The organism is Streptococcus sp. 116-D4, from assembly GCF_009731465.1.
GTDB lineage: Bacteria > Bacillota > Bacilli > Lactobacillales > Streptococcaceae > Streptococcus > Streptococcus pseudopneumoniae_E.
The window spans coordinates 1,380,067-1,403,463 of the sequence record NZ_AP021887.1; the positions used below are offsets into that span (position 1 = coordinate 1,380,067).

The following is a 23,397-nucleotide window of genomic DNA, read 5'->3' on the forward strand; positions in this document are numbered from 1 at the left end:
TTTCTAATTAATCAATATATAACATAGCAGTTCTATTTTCCGAGCGGTAATAAAATTTGCCAGAGAACGCTCTAGCTTCTTGTAGTAAATCCTCTTGGCTATAACCTTTGAGACGCATACGACCATCTGCCAAGCTTTCCAAATCTGTCAAAGCTGTGAGACTTTCAACATTAACAACTTCCTCTTCTCCGATTACTTTCATGTAAATTTTCCCAGACTCCTCAAAAACCAGCTGATGATGAAAAATTTGCGCAATCTCAAAGAGTAATTCATCTGTAATGGCTTCCTCGTGTTCAGAGAAAATCCGACCAAGACCTTCTTTCTCGTAGCAAAAACCAAAGGATTTACCAGACAGATTAAGACGAATAAAGGGCTTGCTTTCTTCCATGAAATTTGGCTCAGCATTGTAGAGGTTTAATTCTTTACTGACTTCCGCAAAATAATCGGTCGCAGCCTCGGGACTCTTTTTCTGGTAGAGTTCTGCAAAGTAGGCATTCACTACGCTAGGCGGAGGAGTGATAAGGGCTAGCTGTTCCTCTTCAGACCTACCAGCTAAAAGCTGATCCAGATAGACCTTGTCCAGACTTGTATAGCCCCCATATTTTAGAGCCAACGTTTTAATATCGGTCATAAAATTCCTCTAATCTCCATTTATTTTTCTCAGAAATGAAGCCTATGATGACTTCGCCGTCATCTTGGTAGTCACGTTCTTCTAGGATAGCAACACTCTCCAAATCATGAATCTTGTAAGACTTAGAAAAAGGCACGTGTAGGGTAAAGGCTTCAAAAATATCCTTGATTTTCTCTAGCAATAAAGTCTGCAACTGTTCTCGACTATCCTTAGATTTAGCAGAAATGAGGGCATAAGGCGTTTGAGTAGGTGTGAAATCCTCCACCAAATCCGCTTTATTATAAAGGGTCAAGCGAGGAATATCCTCCATGTCCAAGTCTTTCATGATGGAAAGAACTGTTTTTTCATGCTCCTCGTGATAAGGATTGCTAGCATCGATAACATGAACCAGAAGATCAACATGCTTGCTTTCTTCCAAGGTTGACTTAAAACTGGACACCAATTCGGTTGGTAGGTCTTGAATAAATCCAACGGTATCTGTCAAGGTTACCTGTAGATTGCCACCAAGATGGATGCTCTTAGTTGTCGCATCCAGAGTTGCAAAAAGCTCATCTGCTTCATACTGGGTCTTGCTAGTCAAGGTGTTCATGATAGTTGATTTACCAGCATTAGTATAACCAATCAAACCAATCTTAAAGGTGCTGGACTCCAGACGTTTTTCTCTGACTGTCGCCCGATTTTTCTCAACCACCTTGAGCTGGCGCTCGATATCTGTAATCTGGTTGCGAACACTCCGACGGTTTAGCTCCAGCTGACTTTCACCTGGACCACGGGAACCAATTCCCCCTGCCTGACGGCTGAGCATAATCCCTTGACCAACCAAACGAGGCAAGAGGTATTTTAGCTGGGCTAGGTGGACTTGAAGCTTCCCTTCATGGCTTCGAGCTCGCATGGCAAAGATATCCAAAATCAACTGCATCCGGTCAATGACCTTAACACCGAGAACTTCCTCTAAATTAACATTTTGCCTTGGCGTCAGACGGTTGTTGACGATGACTGTCGTGATTTCTTCTGCGTCCACCATTTGAGCTATTTCTTCCAACTTACCTGAGCCGACGAAGGTCTTGGAATCATATTTTTCACGTTTTTGTCTGTAACTATCGACTACAACTGCACCAGCCGTCTTAGCCAGACTAGCCAGCTCTTCCATGGAGAGGTCAAAATTGTCCATGCCCTGCAATTCCACACCAATCAGCAGGACTCGCTCTTCTTTTTTCTCCGTTTCAATCATTTAAAAACTCCTCTATCTGGCTTAAAATGCGGTCCTGCACACCAGCTTCTCCAATCTGATAAAAGGTCACCTGCATGCGATTACGGAACCAGGTCAACTGACGCTTGGCAAATCGGCGAGTCGCCTGTTTGAGGCTGTCACTAGCTTCTTCCAAAGACTGCTCTCCACGAAAATAAGGAAAGAGTTCCTTGTAACCAATCCCTTTAGCAGCCTGAACATCTGGATAATGGTCAAAGAGCCACTTGGCTTCGTCTAAAAGTCCAGCTTCAAACATCAGGTCCACTCGGTGATTGATACGTTCATAGAGTTGACTACGTTCATCATCCAAACAAATAATCAGTGGTTCATATAAACTTTCTTGATTTTCTAAGTCTTGACCAAAATGGGCAATTTCCAAGGCACGCATGGCACGACGACGATTAAACTGGGGAATTTCAAGGCCTGCTTGCTCCACCAGATGAGCTAGTTCCTCATCTGTGTAAGGTTCCAAGCTAGCTCGATAGGCCAAAATCTCTTCATGGGGAGTCTCCCCACCCAGGTGATAACCTTCTAGTAAGCTCTGGATATAAAGTCCAGTCCCACCAGCGATAATAGCTAGCTTGCCACGACTGTGAATATCCTCAATAGCCAGCTTGGATTCTGAAACAAAATCAAAAGCCGAGTAAGACTCGGTTACCTCTCTAACATCGATTAAATGATGAGGAACAGTTGCCTGCTCTTCTGGACTAGCCTTGGCCGTTCCTATATCTAGCCCTCGATAGACTTGTTGGCTATCGCCACTAACCACTTCACCATTAAAACGTTTTGCAACTTCAATGGCTAGGGCTGTTTTTCCAACTGCAGTCGGTCCAACAATCACAATTATTTTTATTTTCATCTTTTTTCCTTGAAAAATTTCCATTTTTTCGTTACTATTATTATAACACAAAAAGGTCAGTCAGAAAAATGTGACCTCTTGAAGAGGCTGGCTGATTGAAAATATAAAGGAGGAAGATTCATGGCTAAAGGATTCGGTAAAGGTCTTGTAACAGGTGTCGCAGGAACTGTTGCTGCCGTTGCAGGTGCAGTATACACTTTCAAAAAGAAAGTGATTGAACCAGAAGAGCAAAAAACAGCTTTCATCGAAGAAAACCGTAAGAAAGCAGCTCGTCGCCGCGTATCACGTTAAGAAATAAAAGAAGTTGGGATTCATTGTCTCAACTTCTTTTTTCTATTCTTTTATACTCAATGAAAATCAAAGAGCAAACTAGGAATCTAGCCTGGTTTGAAGAGATTTTCGAAGAATATTAAATAGCTAGGTCAAACTTCAATTGTGGTTTCACAGGATCATAATCAACCAGCTCAAAATCCTCTGCTTTAATATCAAAGAAATTAGTCTTATCCGGTACATTCAAGACCAAACGTGGTTGGCAGTTTGACGGCTCACGACGAAGCAATTCCTGAGCTTGTTCAAATTGATTGTCATAGATATGAAGGTTATTGATAAAGTAGAAGAACTTTCCAACTTTCCAGCCAAAATGCTTGGCAATCATCATTTGAAGAGCTACGTACTGCATAGCGTTGATGTGGTGGGCTACTAACATGTCATTCGAACGCTGAGTCAAGGTCGCATCCAGATAGATTTCTCCATCAACACGGCGAACATCAAACATGGTCTGAAAGGCGCATGGGAGCAGCCCTTCTGTTTCTTCGAAAGCTTGATAATCCCAGAGCGATATGATATTGCGGCGATTCCAAGGGTTGGCTTCCAACTGTTTGAGAATCTTGTTAATGATGTCGTGTTTCTTTACAACAGCCCCATAACGCTCACCGATTGTCCCTGTATCTCCCACTTCCCAGTCATTCCAATAATGAACATTGTATTTATCATTTAGAACTTCCAGGCTATTTGATTGATCTTGGTAAATCCAAAGCACTTCTTTAATAGCTGATTTAATAGCGATAGGACGCAAAGTTGTGATGGGAAATTCACCCTTAGACAAATCATACTCTGCAAAGGCCCCTGTGATGTACTTGGAGTTAGCTACCGTTCCATCCTTGTACTTGGGACGCGCCTGCTCAGAAAAAACACCTTCATTCAAGATTCGTTCAATATTTTCTTTAAAAATCGTATCTGCTTTTGTCATTCTCTCTCACCTCATTTATTGTTCTAACTAGTATAGCATAAAAAAAGAAAGGAAGAAAATCACTCGCTTACAGAAAGCAATTTTCTCCTTTTTTATTTTACTGCAATACAAGTGATGCTGCTCCGATAACTCCAGCGTCATTTCCTAGTGTTGCAAGAGCCAATTTTGTGGATGTGCGTACTTGTGGGAAGGTATTTTCATCGTAGACTTTTTGAACACCTTGTAGAAGGAATTCTCCTGCAGCTGATACACCACCACCAATAACGATTGTTGATGGGTTTAGGATTGAGCCGATGTTGGCACAAGCGATTCCCAAGTAACGTGAGAAGTTACGGTAAACAATCAAAGCAAGGTCGTCTCCTTCTTTTGCCAAATCAAAGACAGTTTTAGCTGTTACTTCTGCTCCGTCATCAATCAAGCGTTTCAACTCTGCGTCGCCTTCGTATTCATCTGCGTAACGACGAGTCAAATTAACGATACCTGTCGCTGAAGCTACTGTCTCAAGACAGCCTTTTTTACCACAAGTACATGCGATTGGTTGATCAAAGTCAACTGTGATGTGTCCAAGTTCACCAGCAGCACCTGCAACACCGTGAAGCAATTTACCTTCTGCTACGATACCGCCACCAACACCTGTACCAAGTGTCATAAAGACAACATCTGGTTGGTTGTCACCAGCACCCATCCAACGCTCACCAAGAGCTGCCACGTTGGCATCATTGTCTATAAAGAATGGAATCCCCAAAGCTTTTTCCATTTTTTCTTTGATTGGTTGAAGAGTTTTCCAGTTCAAGTTATAGGCACCAATAACAGTCCCTTTTTCACGGTCAACCACACCAGGTGATCCCATACCAATTCCACGGAAATCTTCAGCAGACAATCCAAGCAAGCCCAATCGGTGTTGAATCGTTTCAATCATTTCGTCTACGATATGGCTTCCTTCATCCAAAATGTTTGTCTTAATAGACCATTTTTCTTGGATTTCTCCTTCTTGCGTTAAAATAGCGAACTTGATAGAAGTTCCACCAAGGTCAATCCCAATAATCTTTTGACTCATCGTCTTCTCCTTATTCTTAATTGAAAATGCTTACAGTACTAGTATAACAAAATCCGCCAATCAGTGCAAAGGTTTGCATTAACTTTCTAGATTTTATCCTTACTTATGGTTTCCATAGACCGGAAGCATCTACATAGTAACGGCCTCCATCAACTCGTTCATTTTTAGCCATTTTACCATCTGATTTCAGGTAATAGTTTCCTTGCCATGCATTGCGAGCGTACGAACCATCTGATTTCAAGTAATACCAGGCTTGGTAAGAAGAGTCATAAACCCACTCACCTTGTGCCATTTTACCGTTTGATTTAAGATAGTAAGCTCCTTGCCATGCATTTTTTGCATAAGAACCATCTGATCTCAAGTAATACCAAGCTTGATAAGAAGAGTCATAAATCCATTCACTCTGTGCCATTTTACCGTCAGCTTTCAGGTAATAACTTCCCTGCCAAGCATTTTTCACTGGATTTCCATTTCCATCAAAGTAGTACCAAGCACCGTCCTGCTGAACCCAACCACTTGTTGTTGCTGAACTTGTATTAGTTTGAGCCACAGTTGATTGTTTTGCTTTGAAAGCACCCTCAGGAGCATTTTTCAATTCGCAAGCCACACCATCATGATCGCGGTCTAACTTGGCAGAATAACCAGGTTCTCCCTCGTGAATATCTGCGTATCCATTCGCCCAGGCTTCTTTACAACTAGAAAAATGAATGTTTTCTTCTGCTAACACTGGTTGTGAAAACAAGGCTAAGACTGGCAAGGTAGCCAGACCCATTTTTAAAAATAGACGTTTGTTCATTTCTTTCTCCTATAAGGATGTTATCGATTTCACTATTATTTTATCAAACTTATTTCAGCAATTCAAGGAAAGATTTAATCTGTTTAGCAAACTCTTTTGGTTTAGCCTCATTCAAGACATGAGGACCATCTGGTATAATCTGAAATTGAGATTCTGATATTAGTTTATGAAGACTTCTCATAGAACTAAGATTCGGTTTATCTTTGCTGCCACAAATTAGTAAGGTTGGATAAGGACAAGTTCTTGATATATCCGTTAAATCAAGTGTCTTCAATTCCTCAGAAACTCCGACCATAAGAGCTTTGTCTGCTCCCTGTTTTTCAAATACTCTTTTGGGAAGTAATTTAAATATCAGCAATTGAATGCAAAAAGGAATGTTACCCGCTAGTTTCAGTGGGCAACCTGACAAAACCAAGGCTTGAAGATTTGGTAAATCGTAACTAGATAGTTCTAATGCCAGGGCAGCACCTAAGGACAATCCAACCAAAATAAAAGGTTCTGTCTCTTGAGCTAGATGATGATAAACTCGCTCTCTTGCTTGTTGATAGTTGCTAACTCCAAAAGGAAATAACTCAATAGCCTCCGAAGGATAATCTGTCAGTCGATTTCGAACTTCTTTCCAAGACTCTGCTGACTGCCCTAGCCCGTGCAAAAATATCAGTTTCATCTAGTTCTCCTGTATGATTAGCTCATATAAACCTCTCACTGCATTACAGCCGTAAATAACTTCTGCTTGGGCTAAATCTGCCAAGGTCAAGACTTGCTCTTCTACCTGGCCTGTTTCCAGCAAATACTGACGGTAAATTCCTGGCAAAATTCCAAGTCGGATAGGCGGTGTGTAGAGTTTCCCAGAAATTTTCAGAACCAAATTTCCGATAGATGTTTCAAGTAGTTCTCCTGACTTATTGTGGTAAATTTTCTCTTGTTCCCCTAGGCTCAAATGCGGTCGGTGAGTCGTTTTGAAGTAGGTAAAGGCTTGTTGCAAATTCGCTTCCTGAAGACAAAGTTTGGCCTGACAAAAACTTAGACTGAGAGGTTCCAATACTTGGCGACTGAGTTCTATCTTTCCAGATTTGCTAAGAGAAATACGCAAGCGGTAATCTTGATTAGCATCACAAGCCTGACACTCCTCCTCTATCTTTTGTTTCAAGTCTTCTAAATCAAATGGAAAGGCAAAATACCGACTGGCTTTTCTCAGTCTTTCTATATGTTGATTCTCAAACAGCAAGCACTTCTGGCTGATTTTTCCAGTAGTAATCAGCTGAAAACGAGCTTGTTTACGATAGAGAACAGCTGCCTTTTGATGGATCTCGCGGTATTCAGATTCCCATGTGCTATCCCATGTAATCCCTCCGCCAACTCCATAGATAGCTTGACCCTTGTAGAGTTGAATGGTCCGAATGGCCACATTAAAAATCCGTCGCCCATATGGAAGCAAGAGACCAATCGTTCCACAGTAGACTCCACGTGGTTGTGGCTCCAAGTCCTTGATGATTTCCATAGTTGCAATTTTCGGAGCTCCCGTTATGGATCCACAAGGAAAGAGAGAGCGAAAAATGGTAACCAAGTTCACATCCTCTCGCAACTGACTCTTGATGGTCGAAGTCATCTGCCAGACAGTCGAATACTGCTCTACCTGACACAGACGCTCCACGTGCTCGCTGCCCACTTCGGAAATACGGTTCATATCATTGCGCAAGAGGTCCACAATCATCATATTTTCAGACCGATTTTTAGGATCCTGCTCTAACCAGCTAGCTTGGGCAAGATCTTCTTGGTCAGTCACGCCACGCTGAGTCGTTCCCTTCATTGGTCGCGTTGTCAACTCGCGGCCATTTTGCTCAAAAAAGAGCTCTGGGCTCATGGAAATCACTGCCATCTCGTCATGTTCAACATAGGCATTGTAGCCTGCCTCCTGCTCTACCACCATGCGATTGTAGATGGCAAAAGGATTAGCACTTAAGTCTTGCTGGAGTTGGACGGTGTAGTTGACCTGATAGGTGTCCCCCTGGCGTAAATGATGGTGAATCTGAGCAATCGCCTTTTCATAGTCCTTTTCAGACGTTACTTCCTGCCAATTTGAAGGCAAATCAACCCCATCATAAGTCAGAGGAATAGGGGAGGTCTCCACCCTATCGTGAACAGTAAAGTAAAGCAAATACTCTTGCAATAAAGGTGCCTTGTGAACTGCTAATTTCTCCTCAAAAGCAGGTGCAGCCTCATAGCTGACATAGCCCACCACGTAGTAGCCTTGCTCTTGGTAGCTTTCCACTTGTGCCAGCAAGTTTGCCACTTCTGCTAAATCTCTCGTTTTTAACTCTTTAATCGGCTGGGTAAAGGTGTATCTCTCCCCCAAAGATCTAAAATCAATCACTGTTTTTCTATGCATACCTTAAGTATAGCATAAAATAAGAAAACCCTCATCCGCAAAGCAGATGAGAGATTTCAATTATTTAAAGATTGAAGATTTAAAGCTGTTTGTTTGTTGAAGAAGTTTTTTGAATAATTTCTCTTTAAGTGATACAGTGTTATCAAATTTAACTGATCCATTTTTAAGAGTAGCTTTATCTTTATCAACGGCAGCAGAGAATGCATTCTTCAAGTCATCGTAACTACTATATGTAGTACCGTCAATTGTAACTGGGGTAAATCCTGCTTTCGCTTGATCAACAACTTCTTTGAAGTATGCTTTCTTCCAATCTTCTAGAGTATTAAATTTACCATCAGAAACTTTCTTAATGATAAAGTCATCTCCTAGACTAGCATGACCTGCTTGTTTAGACTCATTTTTCAGCATGTTAGAAGCATAATTTAGGAAGCCTTTTTCATATCCATAATAACCCCACATACGGAAGGTGTTATGTTTAAATGACATTGCTCCTGGCGCTCCTTCACTTGTGTTACCACCATAGATACCAGACATCATTGGAACGTTCACATAAGCAGAATCAAAGTCAGTAGGATTATAAACTCTGTTACCTGGACCACGGTTAGTCATAAAGTTATTGGTTACTAAGTCATCTACTGTACGTAAAGGAATAGCTTTTTCCTCATCACTTAAAGGTCTAACCTTATCGAATTGGTTCTTGGTGTTATTTCCTCGGTATTGCTTATCAACCTTCTTGAACCAAGCATTGTTCAAATCTTGATTTGCCTTATCGAGAACAGCCTCTCCTTCCAGGTAATCCAGAAGCATGAGGGTGTCATTGTAGCCCTTCATGTAACGATCAATTTCGTCACGTGATTTCAGATCATTTGGATTTGTGTTATACCATTGATTTCCATCATTTGGACGTTCATAAGCCATATTGAGACCTAGGGCTTTATATTCACCGTTTGGATTTGACACTGATGGAGTTTGCAACATTCCTTGTGCAAATGCTTCAAGATCTGTTCCTTCACGGTGTCTTGAGCCACCTAAGTAAACCATACGGTCATTTACGTGAGTTGTTTCGTGAGTGAAGGCTGAGATACCGAAGTCACTAATCATATCAGTAACCATGAAGAAGACTGAATCATCCTTATAAGGATTACCGTAAATACGAGCTACAGCTCCCATACGCCAGTCAGTTGCATGATAACGACCTGTTGGTCCGTATAATTCACGGATAGGCGCCACATCCTTACCACTATTCGTATGTCCGTATTTATCTGTGCTGATTCCCTTATAGTTTTGGTTATCTAACACAGGAGTTGGTACCATGTTGTTGCTCTTAAGCAGTTGATTACGAACTTTATCTAATGATAAACGAGACCAGAAGTCTAGGTAATTTTGTTGACCTTTAGCGACTTTATTGATTTCAGCATTGAATGCTTCGCGTTCTTCTGCTGTATTCTTACCGTATTTTTCAAATGAACTGTAAGCCATCGTATTATATGTTGAGATTAAGAACATATGTGCATCTTTTAAATTCAGAAGTGGCAGAATCATCTTACCATGCATGTCGTTGTTTAATCCCTCGTAGGCTCTGTGTTTCTTATCAGCAAATTCAGGAGTTGTTGTCTTCGGTTCAACGATATAGACATTATCTTTAGTAGCTTTTATGAACCAATCGTTTAAATCTGTGTCACTTGTGAATAGACGCATATTATAGTCTAAGAAACTATTTAACTCACTGATACCGATAACGCCACCGATCGTTTCGCGATAAGCTTCTAAAGTTCGATCACCTTTAATGTTACTTTCTTTCGAACCAACCTTAATTAAGAAGTCTAACACACCAACATTCTTACCATAGAAGTCCGGTTTGAATAGCATTAATTCTTTAATATTAAAGTCATCGAATTTAACACCATAGTAACGATTGAGGTAAGATAATCCAAGAAGAACTGCAGCCTTGTTGTCATCGATTTTCTTAATCAAGGCACGTTTTGCAGCTTCATCTGTGTTAAGCTGGTGATCTTCATTTTCTACTAACTTCGTAACGAATTGAGTAAGATTATCTTTAACATACTTGAAGCTTTCTTCTAAGTACAAATCCTTAATTGCATTGACTTTATTGCCACCAGTTCTACCCAAGTGTTGGTAAATCGGGTCAGATTGCAATTCAACTGGACTTAACTTGCTTTCGATAGCGCTGATTAAATCTGCACGATCTTTAACCACCATATTTGGTGTGTAAACAACTTCACCCAATTCAGCCACGCTGTACTCTTTTACTTGCTTCACTCGAGAATCCTTTGGTGAAATTGTAAAGATATCTTTTGTCTTATCTGCGTAATGAACCATAATATGGTCAGCATCTGTAAGGTTTGTGACAAAGTCATTGCCTTTCATTGCAGTTACAGACAATACTTCTTTAGTCATTAATGGACTATCAGTGGCTAATTTATTTCCTTGATTTACAATCCATTCTTTGTTGTAGAACGGTTGAAGTTTTTCAACATTACGGTAAGCAAGTTCACGAGATGCGTCGTAATCCTGAGTATCTTTGTAAGTGTCAGATTTTGGTTTTACATTATTTAGTGTATCTGAAACAAGAGGATTGATAACATAATCAGTGGCTGTAATTCCTAATGTTGCAATTTTCTTGTCTGCTTCTTCTTGAGAAACCTCTTTAATTCTATCAGAAGTAGAGAATCTGAATGAACGCTTACCTGTACTTACATCTTTCACTATAAAGTTACGTTCTAAGGCATTGTTTGAGAAGTAACCACCATCTTCAGCAATATCTTTAGATCCATAGAATACTTCACCATTTTCAACTTTCATCATAGACACAGAGTCAGCAACTTTACCCCATGCCCAGTTTTTACTGATGAATCCACCTGTTTCAACAGGATCTTTTACTTTAATAGTTCCTTTTGTAACAGCATTACGGACAGCCCCGTATTTACCGATTCCATTAGGGTCACCACTGTTGTCCGTTCTAGCAACAAGACCACCGATACGAGCTTTATTAGCTACCATATTAGCATCTACATAAGCTTTATCGATATTACCTTTCCAAAGCTCTCCGGCAATACCACCGAAATCCCAACCTCTGTTACCAACACCCGTAAGATTACCGATAAATGCAACATTTGTTAATTGAGCTCCCGTATCTCCTTTATTAATAATACCAGCAATTCCATCTCTACCGAGAATACTACCAGTTACTTTAATGTTTTCAACCGTAGCATTTTTAACAGTTCTAGCAAGTGCAGAAATATTGTCAATCCAAGGCATGTTGATAGCAACATTAGCTAAATTAACATCTTTTACAGAACCACCTTCAATACCACCAAATAGTTGACGAGACATATTGTGGATTGAATAACGTTGTCCGTCAACACTCGATAACTTACCCTTAAATGTACCTGGAACATACTCTTTATTTGGAGTTGGTACATTAGCTGCATTTAGATCTGCGCCAAGTTTAAACTCACCACTAGGGTTAGCTTTCATATCTTTTACAAGTTCGTTGAAGTTGTAGTAAACATTACCTTCTTTTAATTTTTGTTTTTCAAAATAATGAACATACTCTTCGCTAAGTGTGTTATCAGCATTTCGTTGAATCAAATCAGGTGCTTTGGCAGTAACTTTGTATAAAGTTTTTCCGTCTTTTTCTACTTCTTCAATCTTATCAACAGCCAGTCTTGTTATTTTATTGTCATGAGTGGTCACTCGTAAATAAAGCGGAGCAGGATCAGCTGGTTTTTCTGTCAGTAGACTAGTGTCTGTTTCGTTACCATCAGCGTCCACACTCATCAAACTTGTTTCCTTGATGTTTTTTATTTCAACTTTTTTGAGATCAATTCTTAGCGGTTCTTCCTTCAGAACTTCTTCCTCATCACCCTCACCACGGTTATAAACCATCTTCGTTTCAAGTTTATAATCCTTGTAGTACTGTAAATCTGTCAGGGTAGTTGTCAAGTCGTCTGGTGAAACATTCAAGGTTTTGACAATCTCATCACCTTTTTTCAGAGTTAGAGTAATAGATTTAATGGCCGCCTTACTTGGATTTTCTAGACTATACTTAACATCTGAAGTACGCTTCAAATCCTTAGATTCAACTGCTGTGATGGTCAATACTGGTTTTTCAAAACTCTTGGTACCACGTTTCAAAATTTTGTCTTGCGGTGCCTCAAGGATTTCCTCTGTAACTTTTGGAGCGTCTTCTGTTTTAACTCCCTTAATGGTATTAAAAGTCTTGGTGATTTTTTTCTGACCTTCTTTACCTTCTTGAGCTACAACTTCTAGACCTTTTTTCAGTTGGTCATCTTCTTTAACAATTTCCTTAAATGGAATCTTTTCAAGACTTTCTTCTACAAGAGTTCCCTCAATTGGTTTTGTCCCACGACTTACCTGTTGGTTTACAGGTTCCTTGGTAACTTCTGTGCTAGTTGAAAGAACTTGGTCAGTTTTAACACCTTCTACTGTTTTATAAGTTGTTTTAGTAACTTGACTACCTTTTTCACCATTTCTTACAACAGTTTCTTCGTCCGTATACTTGGTTGGATCCTCAGTCGTTTCAGTTTTGTAGTCTAGGTCTGTAGTCGATGTTTCAACAAGGGTTCCCTCAGTTACTTTGTACTCAGGTAACTGATCTTGTACAAGGGCCTGGCCTTCTTTGCCTTCCTCTTGTGTACCTTTCGCTTCGATTGGAGCTTCTGGTAATTCTGGCTGTGTTAAGGCTTGACCTACTTTACCCTCCTCTTGGGTACCTTTTGCTTCTACTGGAGCCTCTGGTAATTCTGGCTGTGTTAAAGCCTGGCCTTCTTTGCCTTTCTCTTGAGTCCCTTTCGCTTCAACTGAAGCCTCTGGTAATTCTGGCTGTGTTAGTGCTTGACCTTCTTTACCTTCCTCTTGGGTGCCTTTTGCTTCTACTGGAGCCTCTGGTAATTCTGGTTGTGTTAAAGCTTGGCCTGTCTTACCTTCCTCTTGTGTACCTTTTGCTACTTGATGCGTTGGTTCAGCTTGTGGTACTGGAGCTGGAGCAGGTTGCTCAACTTTCTTCGTTCCCACTACAATGACTTGCGACACAGGATTTTGAACCACTTGGTCTTCGATAACTTCTCTAACTTCTTGACCGTTAACCATCGATACTTTAGTTATAAGACGACGCTGACCCTTTACTCCAGCTGAGACGATACGAGTCTCTCCTTCTGCTAGATTCGCATCTGGCTTTGTGACTGTTTCAAACGGAATCTCCACCAAGCTCTCTTCCTGTCTAGTCTGAGGTTTCTCAGAAACTGGTTTTTCTTCAATAGCAGGGGCAACTGGAGTTTGGACTAGAGGTTTTTCGACAGCAGGTTCCGGAGCAACAGCAGATGTTTCTTGAACGACTTCTGTTTTCTCAATTTCTTTTGAACTTTGCTTTTCTACTGGCAACTGAGGCTGTTCAGTTGAAACTGGTCTTGATGGATGGAGTTCTGCTTCCTTGAAGTAACCAATGTATTCATAGCCATCAATGTGGATAATCCCTTCAGCCAATCCTTCATGTGTAGAGGCCGAAATAGTTTGGTTATAAGAAAGTAATTCTTTATTTTCAAACGCAAATGCCCCATAAGGTACAAAAGTGCTAGCTCCTAAAGAACCAATCAAGAGAACACCTAAAACCTCTTTACGACCTTTTTTGGACACCAAAAAGACTGCTAGCGAGGCCGTTGCCAAGCCGAGTCCTGCCAAGGCTAGTTCCTTACTTCCTGTATAGGGAAGTTGTTGACTGTTAGTTGCCTTTTTGCGATAAACTACATAAAGAATATCATCATCTTGAAATTCTGATGGAACCTCATGGTGAATCAGGGCTTTTTCAGACTCGGTCAATTCCTGCTCCGCCAAATAACGGTAATGAATACTATGAGAACCGCTGACTTCATTGGCTTGAACCTTATCTACTGAAAGGGTACTAGCACCAAAAAGGAAGGCCCCGATGGCTACAGGACCTACCCCAACAGTTAGCTTGCGAATCGAATATTTGGTGATTTTTTCTAGTTGTTGTTTTGTTTTTTTCATTCTCACGACTTTCTGATAGAATCTTGTGGATAGTGCGCACGCGCACCTCCGATTAATTTTGGACGGCTAGCAAGCGCCGTTACATGGGCATGCCCAATCTCTCTCAAAAGAGGGCGAATTGGAACCTGAACATGCTTGACATGCATACCAATTGCAGTATCTCCGATATCCAATCCAGCATGAGCCTTGATAAATTCTACCTCAACGGGATCTTGCATAAATTTGAAGGCTGCCAACTGACCTGAACCTCCTGCATGGAGAGTGGGAAGGACACTGACCATTTCCAGACCAAACTGCTCTGCCACCTGACGTTCAACAACGAGGGCCCGATTGATATGTTCACAACCTTGGACAGCTAGATGAATTCCTTTTTCCTCCAGGATATCTAGGATGGTCTTCACAATGATTTCCCCCATTTCTTGGCTGGATTCCTTGCCAATCTGACCGCCTATCACCTCACTAGAAGAAAGGCCCAAAACAAAGATAGATCCCTGCTTCAAATTGGCCTTTTCTAATACATCTTTTACAATCTGGCTTGTGTCTCTTTGAATGTCTTTTTCCTTCATACTTGATACCTCTTTTGTCATTATCTATCATATCGTTTTTTCTACGTTTTAGCAAGATAGACAATCTAGAAAGCTTGCCCAATTACGCATAAAACTCCCAGAATAAACTGGGAGTTAACTAGTTTCTATTCTATTTATGTATATTTCAACCGTCGTCCCTTTTGCGGGGGCAGAATCGATCTTCATCTGGTAGTCTTCTCCAAAATGAAGTTTGAGCCGTTGGTCAACGTTTTGAAGACCAACTCCTCCACGTTTGAGGTTACTCTGACTATTATCGCTAGCATCTTGGAAGCCAACTCCATCATCCTCAATACGTATGACTAGTCCCTTATTTTGTTTCTGGACAGAAATTTTAATATGTCCCTGACCTTCCTTCTCCTTGATGCCATGGTACAGGGCATTCTCTACTAAGGGTTGTAGGACCAACTTGGGCAAGACTAGCTTATCAAAGGCAGGATTCTCCTCAATCTCATATTCCAGCTTATCTCCATAGCGTTGTTTTTGGATAAAGAGATACTGGCGGACATGATTGATTTCGTCAGACAGGCAAATCAAGTCCTTGCCTTGATTGAGCGCCAGGCGGAAATAGGTCGCCAAGGACTTGGTCACTTGCACCACTCTCTGACTATCCTGAAATTCAGCCATCCAGATGATAGTGTCCAAGGTGTTATAGAGGAAATGGGGGTTAATCTGGCTCGATAGGGCTTGAAGTTCGTACTGGCGGGTCGTTTCTTCCTGTCTACGAATATCTGACATCAACTGATCAATCTGATCCAACATGGCATTGAACTGACGAGACACTTCTCTCAGTTCATAGGCACCCGCTTCCTTGGCACGAAGATTCTGATTACCAGAAGCAATCTCCAGCATGGTTTCTCTCAAGTCATTCAGAGGAGCAATCCAGCGTTTAAGACTAAGCCACACCAAGCAGAGACAGGCAAGAAGAGATAAGGTACTAGCCCCAAGCAAGGTCCACAATAGTTGACTCCGAACCTGGTCTAACTTCTCCAGTGAAGACACACCAAGCACCGTCCAATCAGTTCCAGCAATCTTTTCTTGACTGACATAGGATTGGTGGTCTGGCGTATAACCCTGCCCTGTCTCAATGTAGGGTTTCATGGCCTCCATTTCGCTAGACGAACTATAAACTGTGTGTTGAGGATGGTAAACAAATTCATGGTTTTCATTGATGATAAAGGCAAAGCCCTGCTGACCCAACTGAAGTTGGTTGAGAAAAGCTTCCAGAGTTTCATAGGAAATATCCAAACGAAGCACACCCAGATTGGCACCCTTTGCATCAACAAGTTCTTGGGTGACGGAAATAACCCACTGACTATCTGATTTACGAGCTGGAGTCAAAACGGGCATGGCTCCCTGATGAATAGCCTTTTGGTACCAATCCTCAGCCATCATATCAGAGGAAGTTTTCATCTGCACACTGTCATCTGTAGAAATGACCTGACCAGATTTGGTGACCAGTACAACAGCTTTCAAATCTTGGTCTGCCTTCAAGATAGTCAAAAATAGATTTCGGATTCCCTTGACCTTGTCTTGACTGGGATTCTCAGCATAGGCTAGGACATCCGTCTGACGGGTCAAACTGGTCGAGGTGGTTTCTAATTTTTTGATATAAGACTGGATAAAGTGGCTAGTTTGGCTGATAGTCGTCTGGCTATTGCCTTCAATGGTAGCCTCAATGGCTGATGAACTAGATTGATAGTAGAAAGTCCCAACCACGGCTAGGAGAATGAGAAAGACCAGAAAAATGGAAATAACCATTTTGACTAGGAGAGAGGAACGTTTCATCGGCCTTCTCCCTTCTTAAACTGACGAGGTGTCACACCTGCGATCTGTTTAAAGCGTTGGGTAAAATAGTTCATATCTTCAAAACCAACCTTCTCTGCGATCTCATAAATCTTCAGATCGGTAGTTAAAAGCAAAAGCTTGGCTTGTTTGACACGTTCTCGCACCAAATAATCCTGAAAAGGTAGGCCCAACTCTTTCTTGATCAAAGAACTCAGATAAGTCGGACTAAAGCCCAATTCACTGGCTAAACTCCTTAAACTAAACTGGTTATCAGCCAGATGGGAGTGGATTTTCTGGGCCATGTTTCCTTCAAACTGATCGGTCAGTAAATCTTGTAACTGCTCTTCTTTCTCTTCTTTGTCCAACTTTTGCTTGATTTTCCCCAACATTTCCTCAATGTCCTGACGAGAAAAGGGTTTGAGCAGATAGTCGTCCACTCCGAGTTTGACAGCAGAAAGAGCATAATCAAAATCATCGTAGCCTGTTAAAAAGACCAAATGTACCTGAGGATAGGTTTCTCGGACCAGACTGGCCAACTGGATGCCATTAAGCTGCGGCATGTTGATATCGGTTAAAATGATATCTGGCACCTGCTTTTGTATCAATTCCCAAGCCTGCCTTCCATTTTCAGCTTGACCGATGATTTCCATATCATAGGCTGCTACATTAACCAGCTTGGTCAAACCTTGTCTTACCAGATATTCATCTTCTACGATTAAAATTGAATAGGTCATGCTTCTCTCCTTTGCCACTTACTAGTATCAGTATAGCAAAATTCTCCTCTAACTGCTTAGGAAAGACTTCTTAATCTACATAATCTAGTAAATAAGCGTAGCCTTTTTCTGCCATTTGGTCTTTGGGAATAAAGCGGATAGAGAGACTATTGATACAGTAGCGCAAGCCCCCCTTGTCCTCTGGTCCATCCGTAAAGACATGGCCAAGGTGAGAATCTCCAACTCGACTTCTTACTTCCATGCGTGTCATATTGTAAGACTTATCTTCCTTGTAGGTAGCAACATCTGGACTGATTGGTTGGGTGAAACTAGGCCAACCACAACCAGACTCAAACTTGTCCTTTGATGAAAAGAGGGGTTCGCCAGTAGCCACATCCACATAGATACCGGGTTCAAATTTATCCCAGTAGCGGTTTGAAAAAGCTCGTTCTGTTTGATTTTTCTGGGTAACTGCATACTCCTCAGATGACAAGGTCTTTTTCAACTCTTCATCGCTTGGTTTAGGATATTTGCTGGCATCGATGACGGGGTAGGCCGCCTGATTAACATTAATATGGCAGTAGCCATTTGGATTTTTCTTGAGATAGTCTTGGTGGTAATCCTCCGCCACCACAAAATTCTTCAAGGGCTCCTTTTCAACCGCTAGAAGTTGATCGTATTTCTTAGCCACCTCATCAAAGACCTGGTTAATCACCTCTAAATCCTTGTCATCTGTGTAATAAACACCAGTACGGTACTGGGTTCCCACATCATTTCCTTGTTTATTTTTGCTGGTTGGATTGATAATGCGGAAGTAATGAAGCAGGATTTCCTTGAGGGAAATTTGATTAGCATCATAGGTGACATGAACAGTCTCCGCATGACCTGTTTGGTTAATCAATTCGTACTTGGTTGTTTCCCCTCTACCATTTGCATAGCCTGATACGGCATCTGTCACACCGGGAACGCGAGAAAAGTACTCCTCAACTCCCCAGAAACAACCACCAGCCAGATAAATTTCGTGCAAATCTGCGTCTTTACTAACTTCTGTTTTTTTCACTGTTTTTCCTCCTTGGCTAACTGCTGCTTTCTCAATTTGCGAGCTATCTGTCTGCCCTGCATTTCGCATCAATAAAAAATAGAAACCGCTTATAACTAGGAAAAAGATTCCTGCCAAGACAAACCATTTTACTTTATCATTCATGACCTTTCTCTACCCCATTTCCTTCAATGTCTTTAAAATCATATCCTTATCCATAAAACCTGGTTGCGTTTTGACCAGCTTTCCTTCCTTGTCTATAAAGGCTTGAGTTGGGTAAGAACGGACACCATAACTTTCCAAAAGTTTGCCTGATGGATCAATTAGAACTGGAATATTTTTATAATCCAAGCCCTTGTACCAGTTTTTAAAGTCTGCTTCTGCTTGTTCACCTTTGTGTCCAGGAGAGACCACTGTCAAGACCATATAATCATCACCAGCATCCTTAGCGATTTCATCCGTATCTGGAAGGCTGGCTAGACAGATGGAACACCAAGAAGCCCAGAATTTGAGATAGACTTTCTTGCCTTTGAAGTCTGATAAACGATAAGTCTTACCATCTACTCCTGTTAATTCAAAATCAGCAACCGCCTGACCCTTAGTGGCAGTTTGCGCACTGACTTGTTCTGTTTTGGTTTGCTCCTTCATAGTAGCTTCGTCTGACATATTTTTAGCCGAACAGGCTGCCAAGCAACAGATTGAGCCTACTCCAAGGAGACATGTTTGCCATTTTTTCATTTCTTCTTCCTCTCTATTCAAATAATGTAGTCAAAATAGAAGCATTCCCCAAAAGTACCAAGATTCCCATCACGATAATGAGGAAACCACCCACTTTTTTGAGGGTTCCGAGGTAAGGATGGAGTTTTCGGAAATGTTTCAAAACATAGCTGGAGGCGAGAGCTAGAACCAAAAATGGTAGCGCCAAACCCAGCGTATAGATCAACATGAGACCAGCTCCCTGCCAAGCTCCTGAACCACCTGAAGCTGCTAAGGCTAAAACAGAACCCAGAACTGGCCCCACACATGGCGTCCAAGCAAAACTAAAGGTTAACCCCAGTAAAAATGCCTGACTATAGCCCTTACCCTTCTGCTCCTGTCTCTTTAATTGTAGCCTTCTTTCCTTGTAGAGACCCTGCAAATGTAAGACTTCCATCTGGTGTAAGCCCAAGAGAATGATAACGGCACCTGTCACATACTGAAACCAGGAAGCATACAGCAAATTGCCTAAAAAACCAGCTCCATAGCCCAATAAGATAAAGATAAAAGAAATCCCCGCTATAAAGGCCAGAGTTCGCAATAAACTGACAAATGAGATTGAAAATTTGCCACTAGAAGCCTGAAAATCATCTTTGTCATCCAACAAGACCCCTGCATAGACCGGTAATAGGGGTAAAATACAAGGAGAAAAGAAGGAAAGAATCCCAGCAAGAAAAACACTAATAAAAAAGATTACATTATCCATTGCCTTCCTCCATTCTTTGATTTGATAGGACTATTATAACTCCAAAACTCCAGAAAAAACAGGGACAATGATAGGGAAAAATAGGAATTTAATCAGTTTATTCAGAAATTTGGCACAAAAAAAGCCAGACAAGGTCTGACTTTGATAGAAACAGAAAAGAAAATTCACTAGTCTTCCCTACTTATCTGGTAATAAATAAGGTCCGTAACGTAGTCTTTTCTCTCCACACCATTGGTAATAGTCTTTAGATAGGACATCCCCGCTTTTTCCATGACACGGCCTGAAGCTGGATTGAGACTGGCATAACGTGCCTTGACTTTTTGAAAGCCTACTTGAGTAAAGGAGAAGTCCAAGACAGCTTTCAAGGCCTCTGTCATCATCCCACGACCCCAGTAAACCTTGCCTAACACATAGCCAATTTCACAAGAAGAATCGTTCTCATCTATTGCAACGATGCTAATATCTCCAATCACTTGTTCTGGATTTTCTTTGAGACAAATGGCCCATTTGTAATAGTTGGGATTGGCATAGGAGGCAACCCAATTGCGAATCGAGTTTCGAGTCACCTCGACATCAGGATGAGGATTCCAAGTAACATAGGTCAGATTCTCAGTGGATGAAGCCCAATTCTGAAACATGGCTTCTGCATCACTTTCCACAAATCTTCGCAAGATTAAACGTTCTGTCTGTAATATTTGCGTACCGATTGCTTTCATGACGCTACCTCACTTTCTGATAGATGATTCTCCGCCCAACTTCCATTTAAATTTACTTTGCTTTTGAATTTCTAAGCTCAGGGTAAAAACCTCCACTGGACCTTCTTAGCTTACTTGTTTCTATGCTCGGGGTAAAAAGGCTAAACTCAGTAACAGCTAGAAAAACAAGTTTTTCATCAAAATCTTTGACGTGGTCGCTGTCTGGTTTGAAATGCGCTCTAGTAAACTTTTTCAAACCTAGTCAGCCTTGCGGGGGTGAGACGACGAAATCGAACTCTCTGAGTTACCGGACCTTCCTCGCTTACTTATTTCTATGCTCGGGGTAAAACCTTCCACTGGAGGTTCCTCGTTTTCTTATTTCTAGACTCGAGCTAAAAAGGTCCCCCGGACCTTCTCTCACTTTCTTATTTCAAGGTGAGGGGCTAAAAACCTCCACTGGAGGTTCCTCGTTTTCTTATTTCTAAACTCGGGGTAAAAAGGTCCCCCGGACCTTTTTACTCCCAAAAGTCATCGAATACGGTGATGGGTAGGTGGCGTTTGTGTTGGCCTTTGTACCACCAGTTTTCGATAGTCTCTTGGGCTTCTGGGTTAATTGTTTTTCCTTCTAGGTAGTCGTCAATCTCTTCATAAGTGACTCCGAGGGCTACTTCGTCAGCTAGGCCTGGTTTATCTTCTTCAAGGTCTGCTGTTGGGATTTTTTCATAAAGGGCTGGGTCTGCACCAAGTTCCTGTAAGAGTTGTTTTCCTTGACGCTTATTAAGGCGGTAAAGAGGGAGAATGTCCGCGCCACCATCACCAAACTTGGTAAAAAAGCCTGTGATATTTTCCGCAGCATGGTCTGTCCCAATGACCGCTCCGCTATGAGCACCTGCCAGGGCATATTGGGCAATCATACGGCTACGAGCCTTGATATTTCCCTTATTAAAGTCTGAAACAGGACTACCTGTCGCTTCAACTGCAGCTGTCATGGCGTCTGCAGACTCTTTGATATTAACGACTAAACTGACATCAGGCTGGATAAAGGCTAGGGCTTTTTGAGCATCTGCTTCATCAGCTTGTACTCCATAAGGCAGGCGGACAGCGATAAATTTGTAGCTGTCATCACCCGTCTCTTCTCGCAGTTCTTCCATAGCTAGTTGAGCCAAACGACCTGCTAAAGTCGAGTCTTGTCCCCCAGAAATGCCTAGTACAAAGGTTTTAAGGAAGGAATGTTTTTTCAGGTATCTTTTTAAGAAATCAATAGAACGACGAATTTCTTCCTGAGGATCAATCACTGGTTTCACGCCCAGTTCTTGGATAATCGTTTCTTGCAAACTCATTCTTCTTCTCCTTCACCGAGGGCTTTCTTGCGCATTTTGTCTATCAAGTCCATCTTATCCTGCCATACATCACGCGCCAAATCCACTGGATAATGCTGCGGATTGAGCACACGCTTGTACTCATCCCAAAGCTTGTCAAATTCCTTACGAGCATAATCCTGAATCTCAGTCAAGCTAGGCAAGTTGTAAATCAATTTTCCGTCTTTGAAGATATCCACCAAGAGAGGAACGGCATCAAAATTACGAACAGTCTTCTTGATGTAGGTATAGGTCGGATGGAACATCTTGATTTCTGTCATGTCACTCACATCCACACCATCATAAGTGATATAATCGCCTTCTGACTTGCCTTTTTCACGACTGGTAATCCGCCACACCTGCTTCTTACCTGGCGTAGACACTTTTTCAGCATTATTAGACAGCTTGATGGTATTGCGCATGTTCCCGTTTTCATCTTCGATTGCAACGATCTTGTAAACTGCACCAAGAGCTGGCTGGTCATAAGCTGTAATCAGCTTGGTTCCCACACCCCAGACATCAATCTTAGCCTTTTGCATCTTGAGGTTGAGGATAGTATTTTCGTCCAAATCATTAGAAGCATAAATCTTAGCCTCTGTAAATCCAGCCTCGTCCAATTGCTGACGGACTTTCTTAGAAATGTAGGCAATATCCCCAGAGTCAATCCGCACACCCATAAAGTTAATCTGATCATCCAGCTCACGCGCCACCTGAATAGCAGCTGGCACTCCGATACGAAGGGTATCATAGGTATCCACAAGAAAGACACAATTTTTGTGGGTTGCAGCATAAGCCTTGAAAGCCTCATAGTCATTGCCATAAACCTGCACCAAGGAATGGGCATGGGTCCCCAAGACAGGAATGTCAAAGAGTTTACCAGCACGCACGTTGCTGGTTCCATTGGCACCACCAATCACCGCTGCGCGTGTTCCCCAGATAGCCGCATCCATTTCTTGCGCCCGACGTGTCCCAAACTCCATCAAAGGTTCATCTTCGATGACCGAACGAATACGAGCTGCCTTGGTCGCCACCAAGGTCTGGTAGTTGACGATGTTCAAAAGAGCCGTTTCGACCAATTGACATTGGGCTAGAGGGCCTTCCACCTGTACAATCGGTTCATTAGCAAAAACCAAGTCCCCTTCTTGAGCAGAACGAACGGTCAACTCCAGCTTGAAATTGCGGAGGTAGTCCAAGAATGCACCATGATAACCAAGCGACTCCAAATAGGCAATATCACTATCTGAAAAACGCAAGTTTTCAAGATAGTTCACAATTCTTTCCAAACCTGCAAAAACCGCATAGCCATTCTTAAAAGGCTGTTGGCGAAAATAAACCTCAAAGACCGCCTTTTTATTGTGAATCCCTTGGTCAAAGTAAACCTGCATCATGTTAATCTGGTACAAGTCCGTGTGCAATGTCAAACTATCATCTGGATACATACTTTTCCTACTTCCTTAGCTAGAAACACATGAAAATTTTC

General features: G+C 41.7%; 18 protein-coding genes and 1 pseudogene. 1 reads left to right on the forward strand and 18 read right to left on the reverse strand.

Annotated features, from left to right (window positions below):
• Positions 1-7 precede the first annotated feature (7 nt).
• The 3 genes from UKS_RS07045 to miaA are packed head-to-tail and all read right to left on the reverse strand — an operon-like array spanning position 8 to position 2,739.
• On the reverse strand, positions 8-631 hold the full coding sequence (locus UKS_RS07045) for a cystathionine beta-lyase (protein ID WP_156012326.1): 624 nt from the start codon (positions 629-631) through the stop codon (positions 8-10).
• A complete protein-coding gene (gene hflX / locus UKS_RS07050; RefSeq protein ID WP_156012327.1) occupies positions 618-1,862 on the reverse strand; it encodes a GTPase HflX in 1,245 nt (414 codons plus the stop codon). Before hflX ends, UKS_RS07045 begins: the two co-directional genes overlap by 14 nt.
• A complete protein-coding gene (gene miaA, locus UKS_RS07055) occupies positions 1,855-2,739 on the reverse strand; it encodes a tRNA (adenosine(37)-N6)-dimethylallyltransferase MiaA (protein ID WP_156012328.1) in 885 nt (294 codons plus the stop codon). The genes hflX and miaA overlap by 8 nt, the downstream gene beginning before the upstream one ends.
• A gap of 120 nt (positions 2,740-2,859) precedes the next feature.
• Between miaA and UKS_RS07060 the strand changes: the two genes are divergently transcribed.
• On the forward strand, positions 2,860-3,030 hold the full coding sequence (locus UKS_RS07060; protein ID WP_049496579.1) for a DUF3042 family protein: 171 nt from the start codon (positions 2,860-2,862) through the stop codon (positions 3,028-3,030).
• A 118-nt stretch (positions 3,031-3,148) separates the two neighbouring features.
• Here the strand turns inward: UKS_RS07060 and UKS_RS07065 are convergent, their stop codons facing one another.
• The 15 genes and pseudogenes from UKS_RS07065 to UKS_RS07135 form a co-directional block, all read right to left on the reverse strand.
• Positions 3,149-3,988 (reverse strand): thymidylate synthase, encoded by an 840-nt coding sequence (locus UKS_RS07065; RefSeq protein WP_156012329.1) that lies wholly within the window; start codon positions 3,986-3,988, stop codon positions 3,149-3,151.
• Between the two features lie 97 nt (positions 3,989-4,085).
• Positions 4,086-5,045: an ROK family glucokinase gene (locus UKS_RS07070; RefSeq protein ID WP_156012330.1), complete on the reverse strand. Its 960-nt coding sequence runs from the start codon at positions 5,043-5,045 to the stop codon at positions 4,086-4,088.
• Between the two features lie 109 nt (positions 5,046-5,154).
• Positions 5,155-5,841, reverse strand: a pseudogene (locus UKS_RS07075) (excalibur calcium-binding domain-containing protein); the annotation flags it as partial.
• A 49-nt stretch (positions 5,842-5,890) separates the two neighbouring features.
• Entirely contained in the window at positions 5,891-6,508 is a 618-nt protein-coding gene (locus tag UKS_RS07080) for an alpha/beta fold hydrolase (protein ID WP_156012332.1), read from the reverse strand.
• Positions 6,509-8,230, reverse strand: coding sequence for an aminodeoxychorismate synthase component I (gene pabB, locus UKS_RS07085; protein WP_156012333.1), 1,722 nt, complete (start codon positions 8,228-8,230; stop codon positions 6,509-6,511).
• 60 nt (positions 8,231-8,290) lie between these two features.
• Positions 8,291-14,278 carry a ZmpA/ZmpB/ZmpC family metallo-endopeptidase gene (locus UKS_RS07090; RefSeq protein WP_156012334.1) on the reverse strand — a complete coding sequence of 1,996 codons (5,988 nt, stop codon included), beginning with the start codon at positions 14,276-14,278 and terminating at the stop codon, positions 8,291-8,293.
• Between the two features lie 2 nt (positions 14,279-14,280).
• On the reverse strand, positions 14,281-14,844 hold the full coding sequence (locus UKS_RS07095; RefSeq protein ID WP_173020472.1) for a TIGR01440 family protein: 564 nt from the start codon (positions 14,842-14,844) through the stop codon (positions 14,281-14,283).
• A 114-nt stretch (positions 14,845-14,958) separates the two neighbouring features.
• Positions 14,959-16,650, reverse strand: a complete 1,692-nt coding sequence (locus UKS_RS07100) for a cache domain-containing sensor histidine kinase (protein ID WP_156012336.1) — start codon at positions 16,648-16,650, stop codon at positions 14,959-14,961.
• Positions 16,647-17,384 (reverse strand): response regulator transcription factor, encoded by a 738-nt coding sequence (locus UKS_RS07105; RefSeq protein WP_156012337.1) that lies wholly within the window; start codon positions 17,382-17,384, stop codon positions 16,647-16,649. The genes UKS_RS07100 and UKS_RS07105 overlap by 4 nt, the downstream gene beginning before the upstream one ends.
• A gap of 70 nt (positions 17,385-17,454) precedes the next feature.
• A complete protein-coding gene (gene msrB / locus UKS_RS07110; RefSeq protein WP_156012338.1) occupies positions 17,455-18,567 on the reverse strand; it encodes a peptide-methionine (R)-S-oxide reductase MsrB in 1,113 nt (370 codons plus the stop codon).
• A gap of 9 nt (positions 18,568-18,576) precedes the next feature.
• A complete protein-coding gene (locus UKS_RS07115; protein WP_156012339.1) occupies positions 18,577-19,140 on the reverse strand; it encodes a redoxin family protein in 564 nt (187 codons plus the stop codon).
• A 13-nt stretch (positions 19,141-19,153) separates the two neighbouring features.
• On the reverse strand, positions 19,154-19,864 hold the full coding sequence (ccdA2, locus tag UKS_RS07120) for a thiol-disulfide oxidoreductase-associated membrane protein CcdA2 (RefSeq protein ID WP_156012340.1): 711 nt from the start codon (positions 19,862-19,864) through the stop codon (positions 19,154-19,156).
• A 167-nt stretch (positions 19,865-20,031) separates the two neighbouring features.
• Positions 20,032-20,580 (reverse strand): GNAT family N-acetyltransferase, encoded by a 549-nt coding sequence (locus tag UKS_RS07125; protein WP_049496606.1) that lies wholly within the window; start codon positions 20,578-20,580, stop codon positions 20,032-20,034.
• A gap of 494 nt (positions 20,581-21,074) precedes the next feature.
• The gene (gene nadE, locus UKS_RS07130) at positions 21,075-21,899 is read right to left on the reverse strand and encodes an ammonia-dependent NAD(+) synthetase (RefSeq protein WP_156012341.1); all 825 of its coding nucleotides are present in this window, start codon (positions 21,897-21,899) and stop codon (positions 21,075-21,077) included.
• On the reverse strand, positions 21,896-23,356 hold the full coding sequence (locus UKS_RS07135) for a nicotinate phosphoribosyltransferase (protein WP_156012342.1): 1,461 nt from the start codon (positions 23,354-23,356) through the stop codon (positions 21,896-21,898). The genes nadE and UKS_RS07135 overlap by 4 nt, the downstream gene beginning before the upstream one ends.
• Positions 23,357-23,397 lie beyond the last annotated feature (41 nt).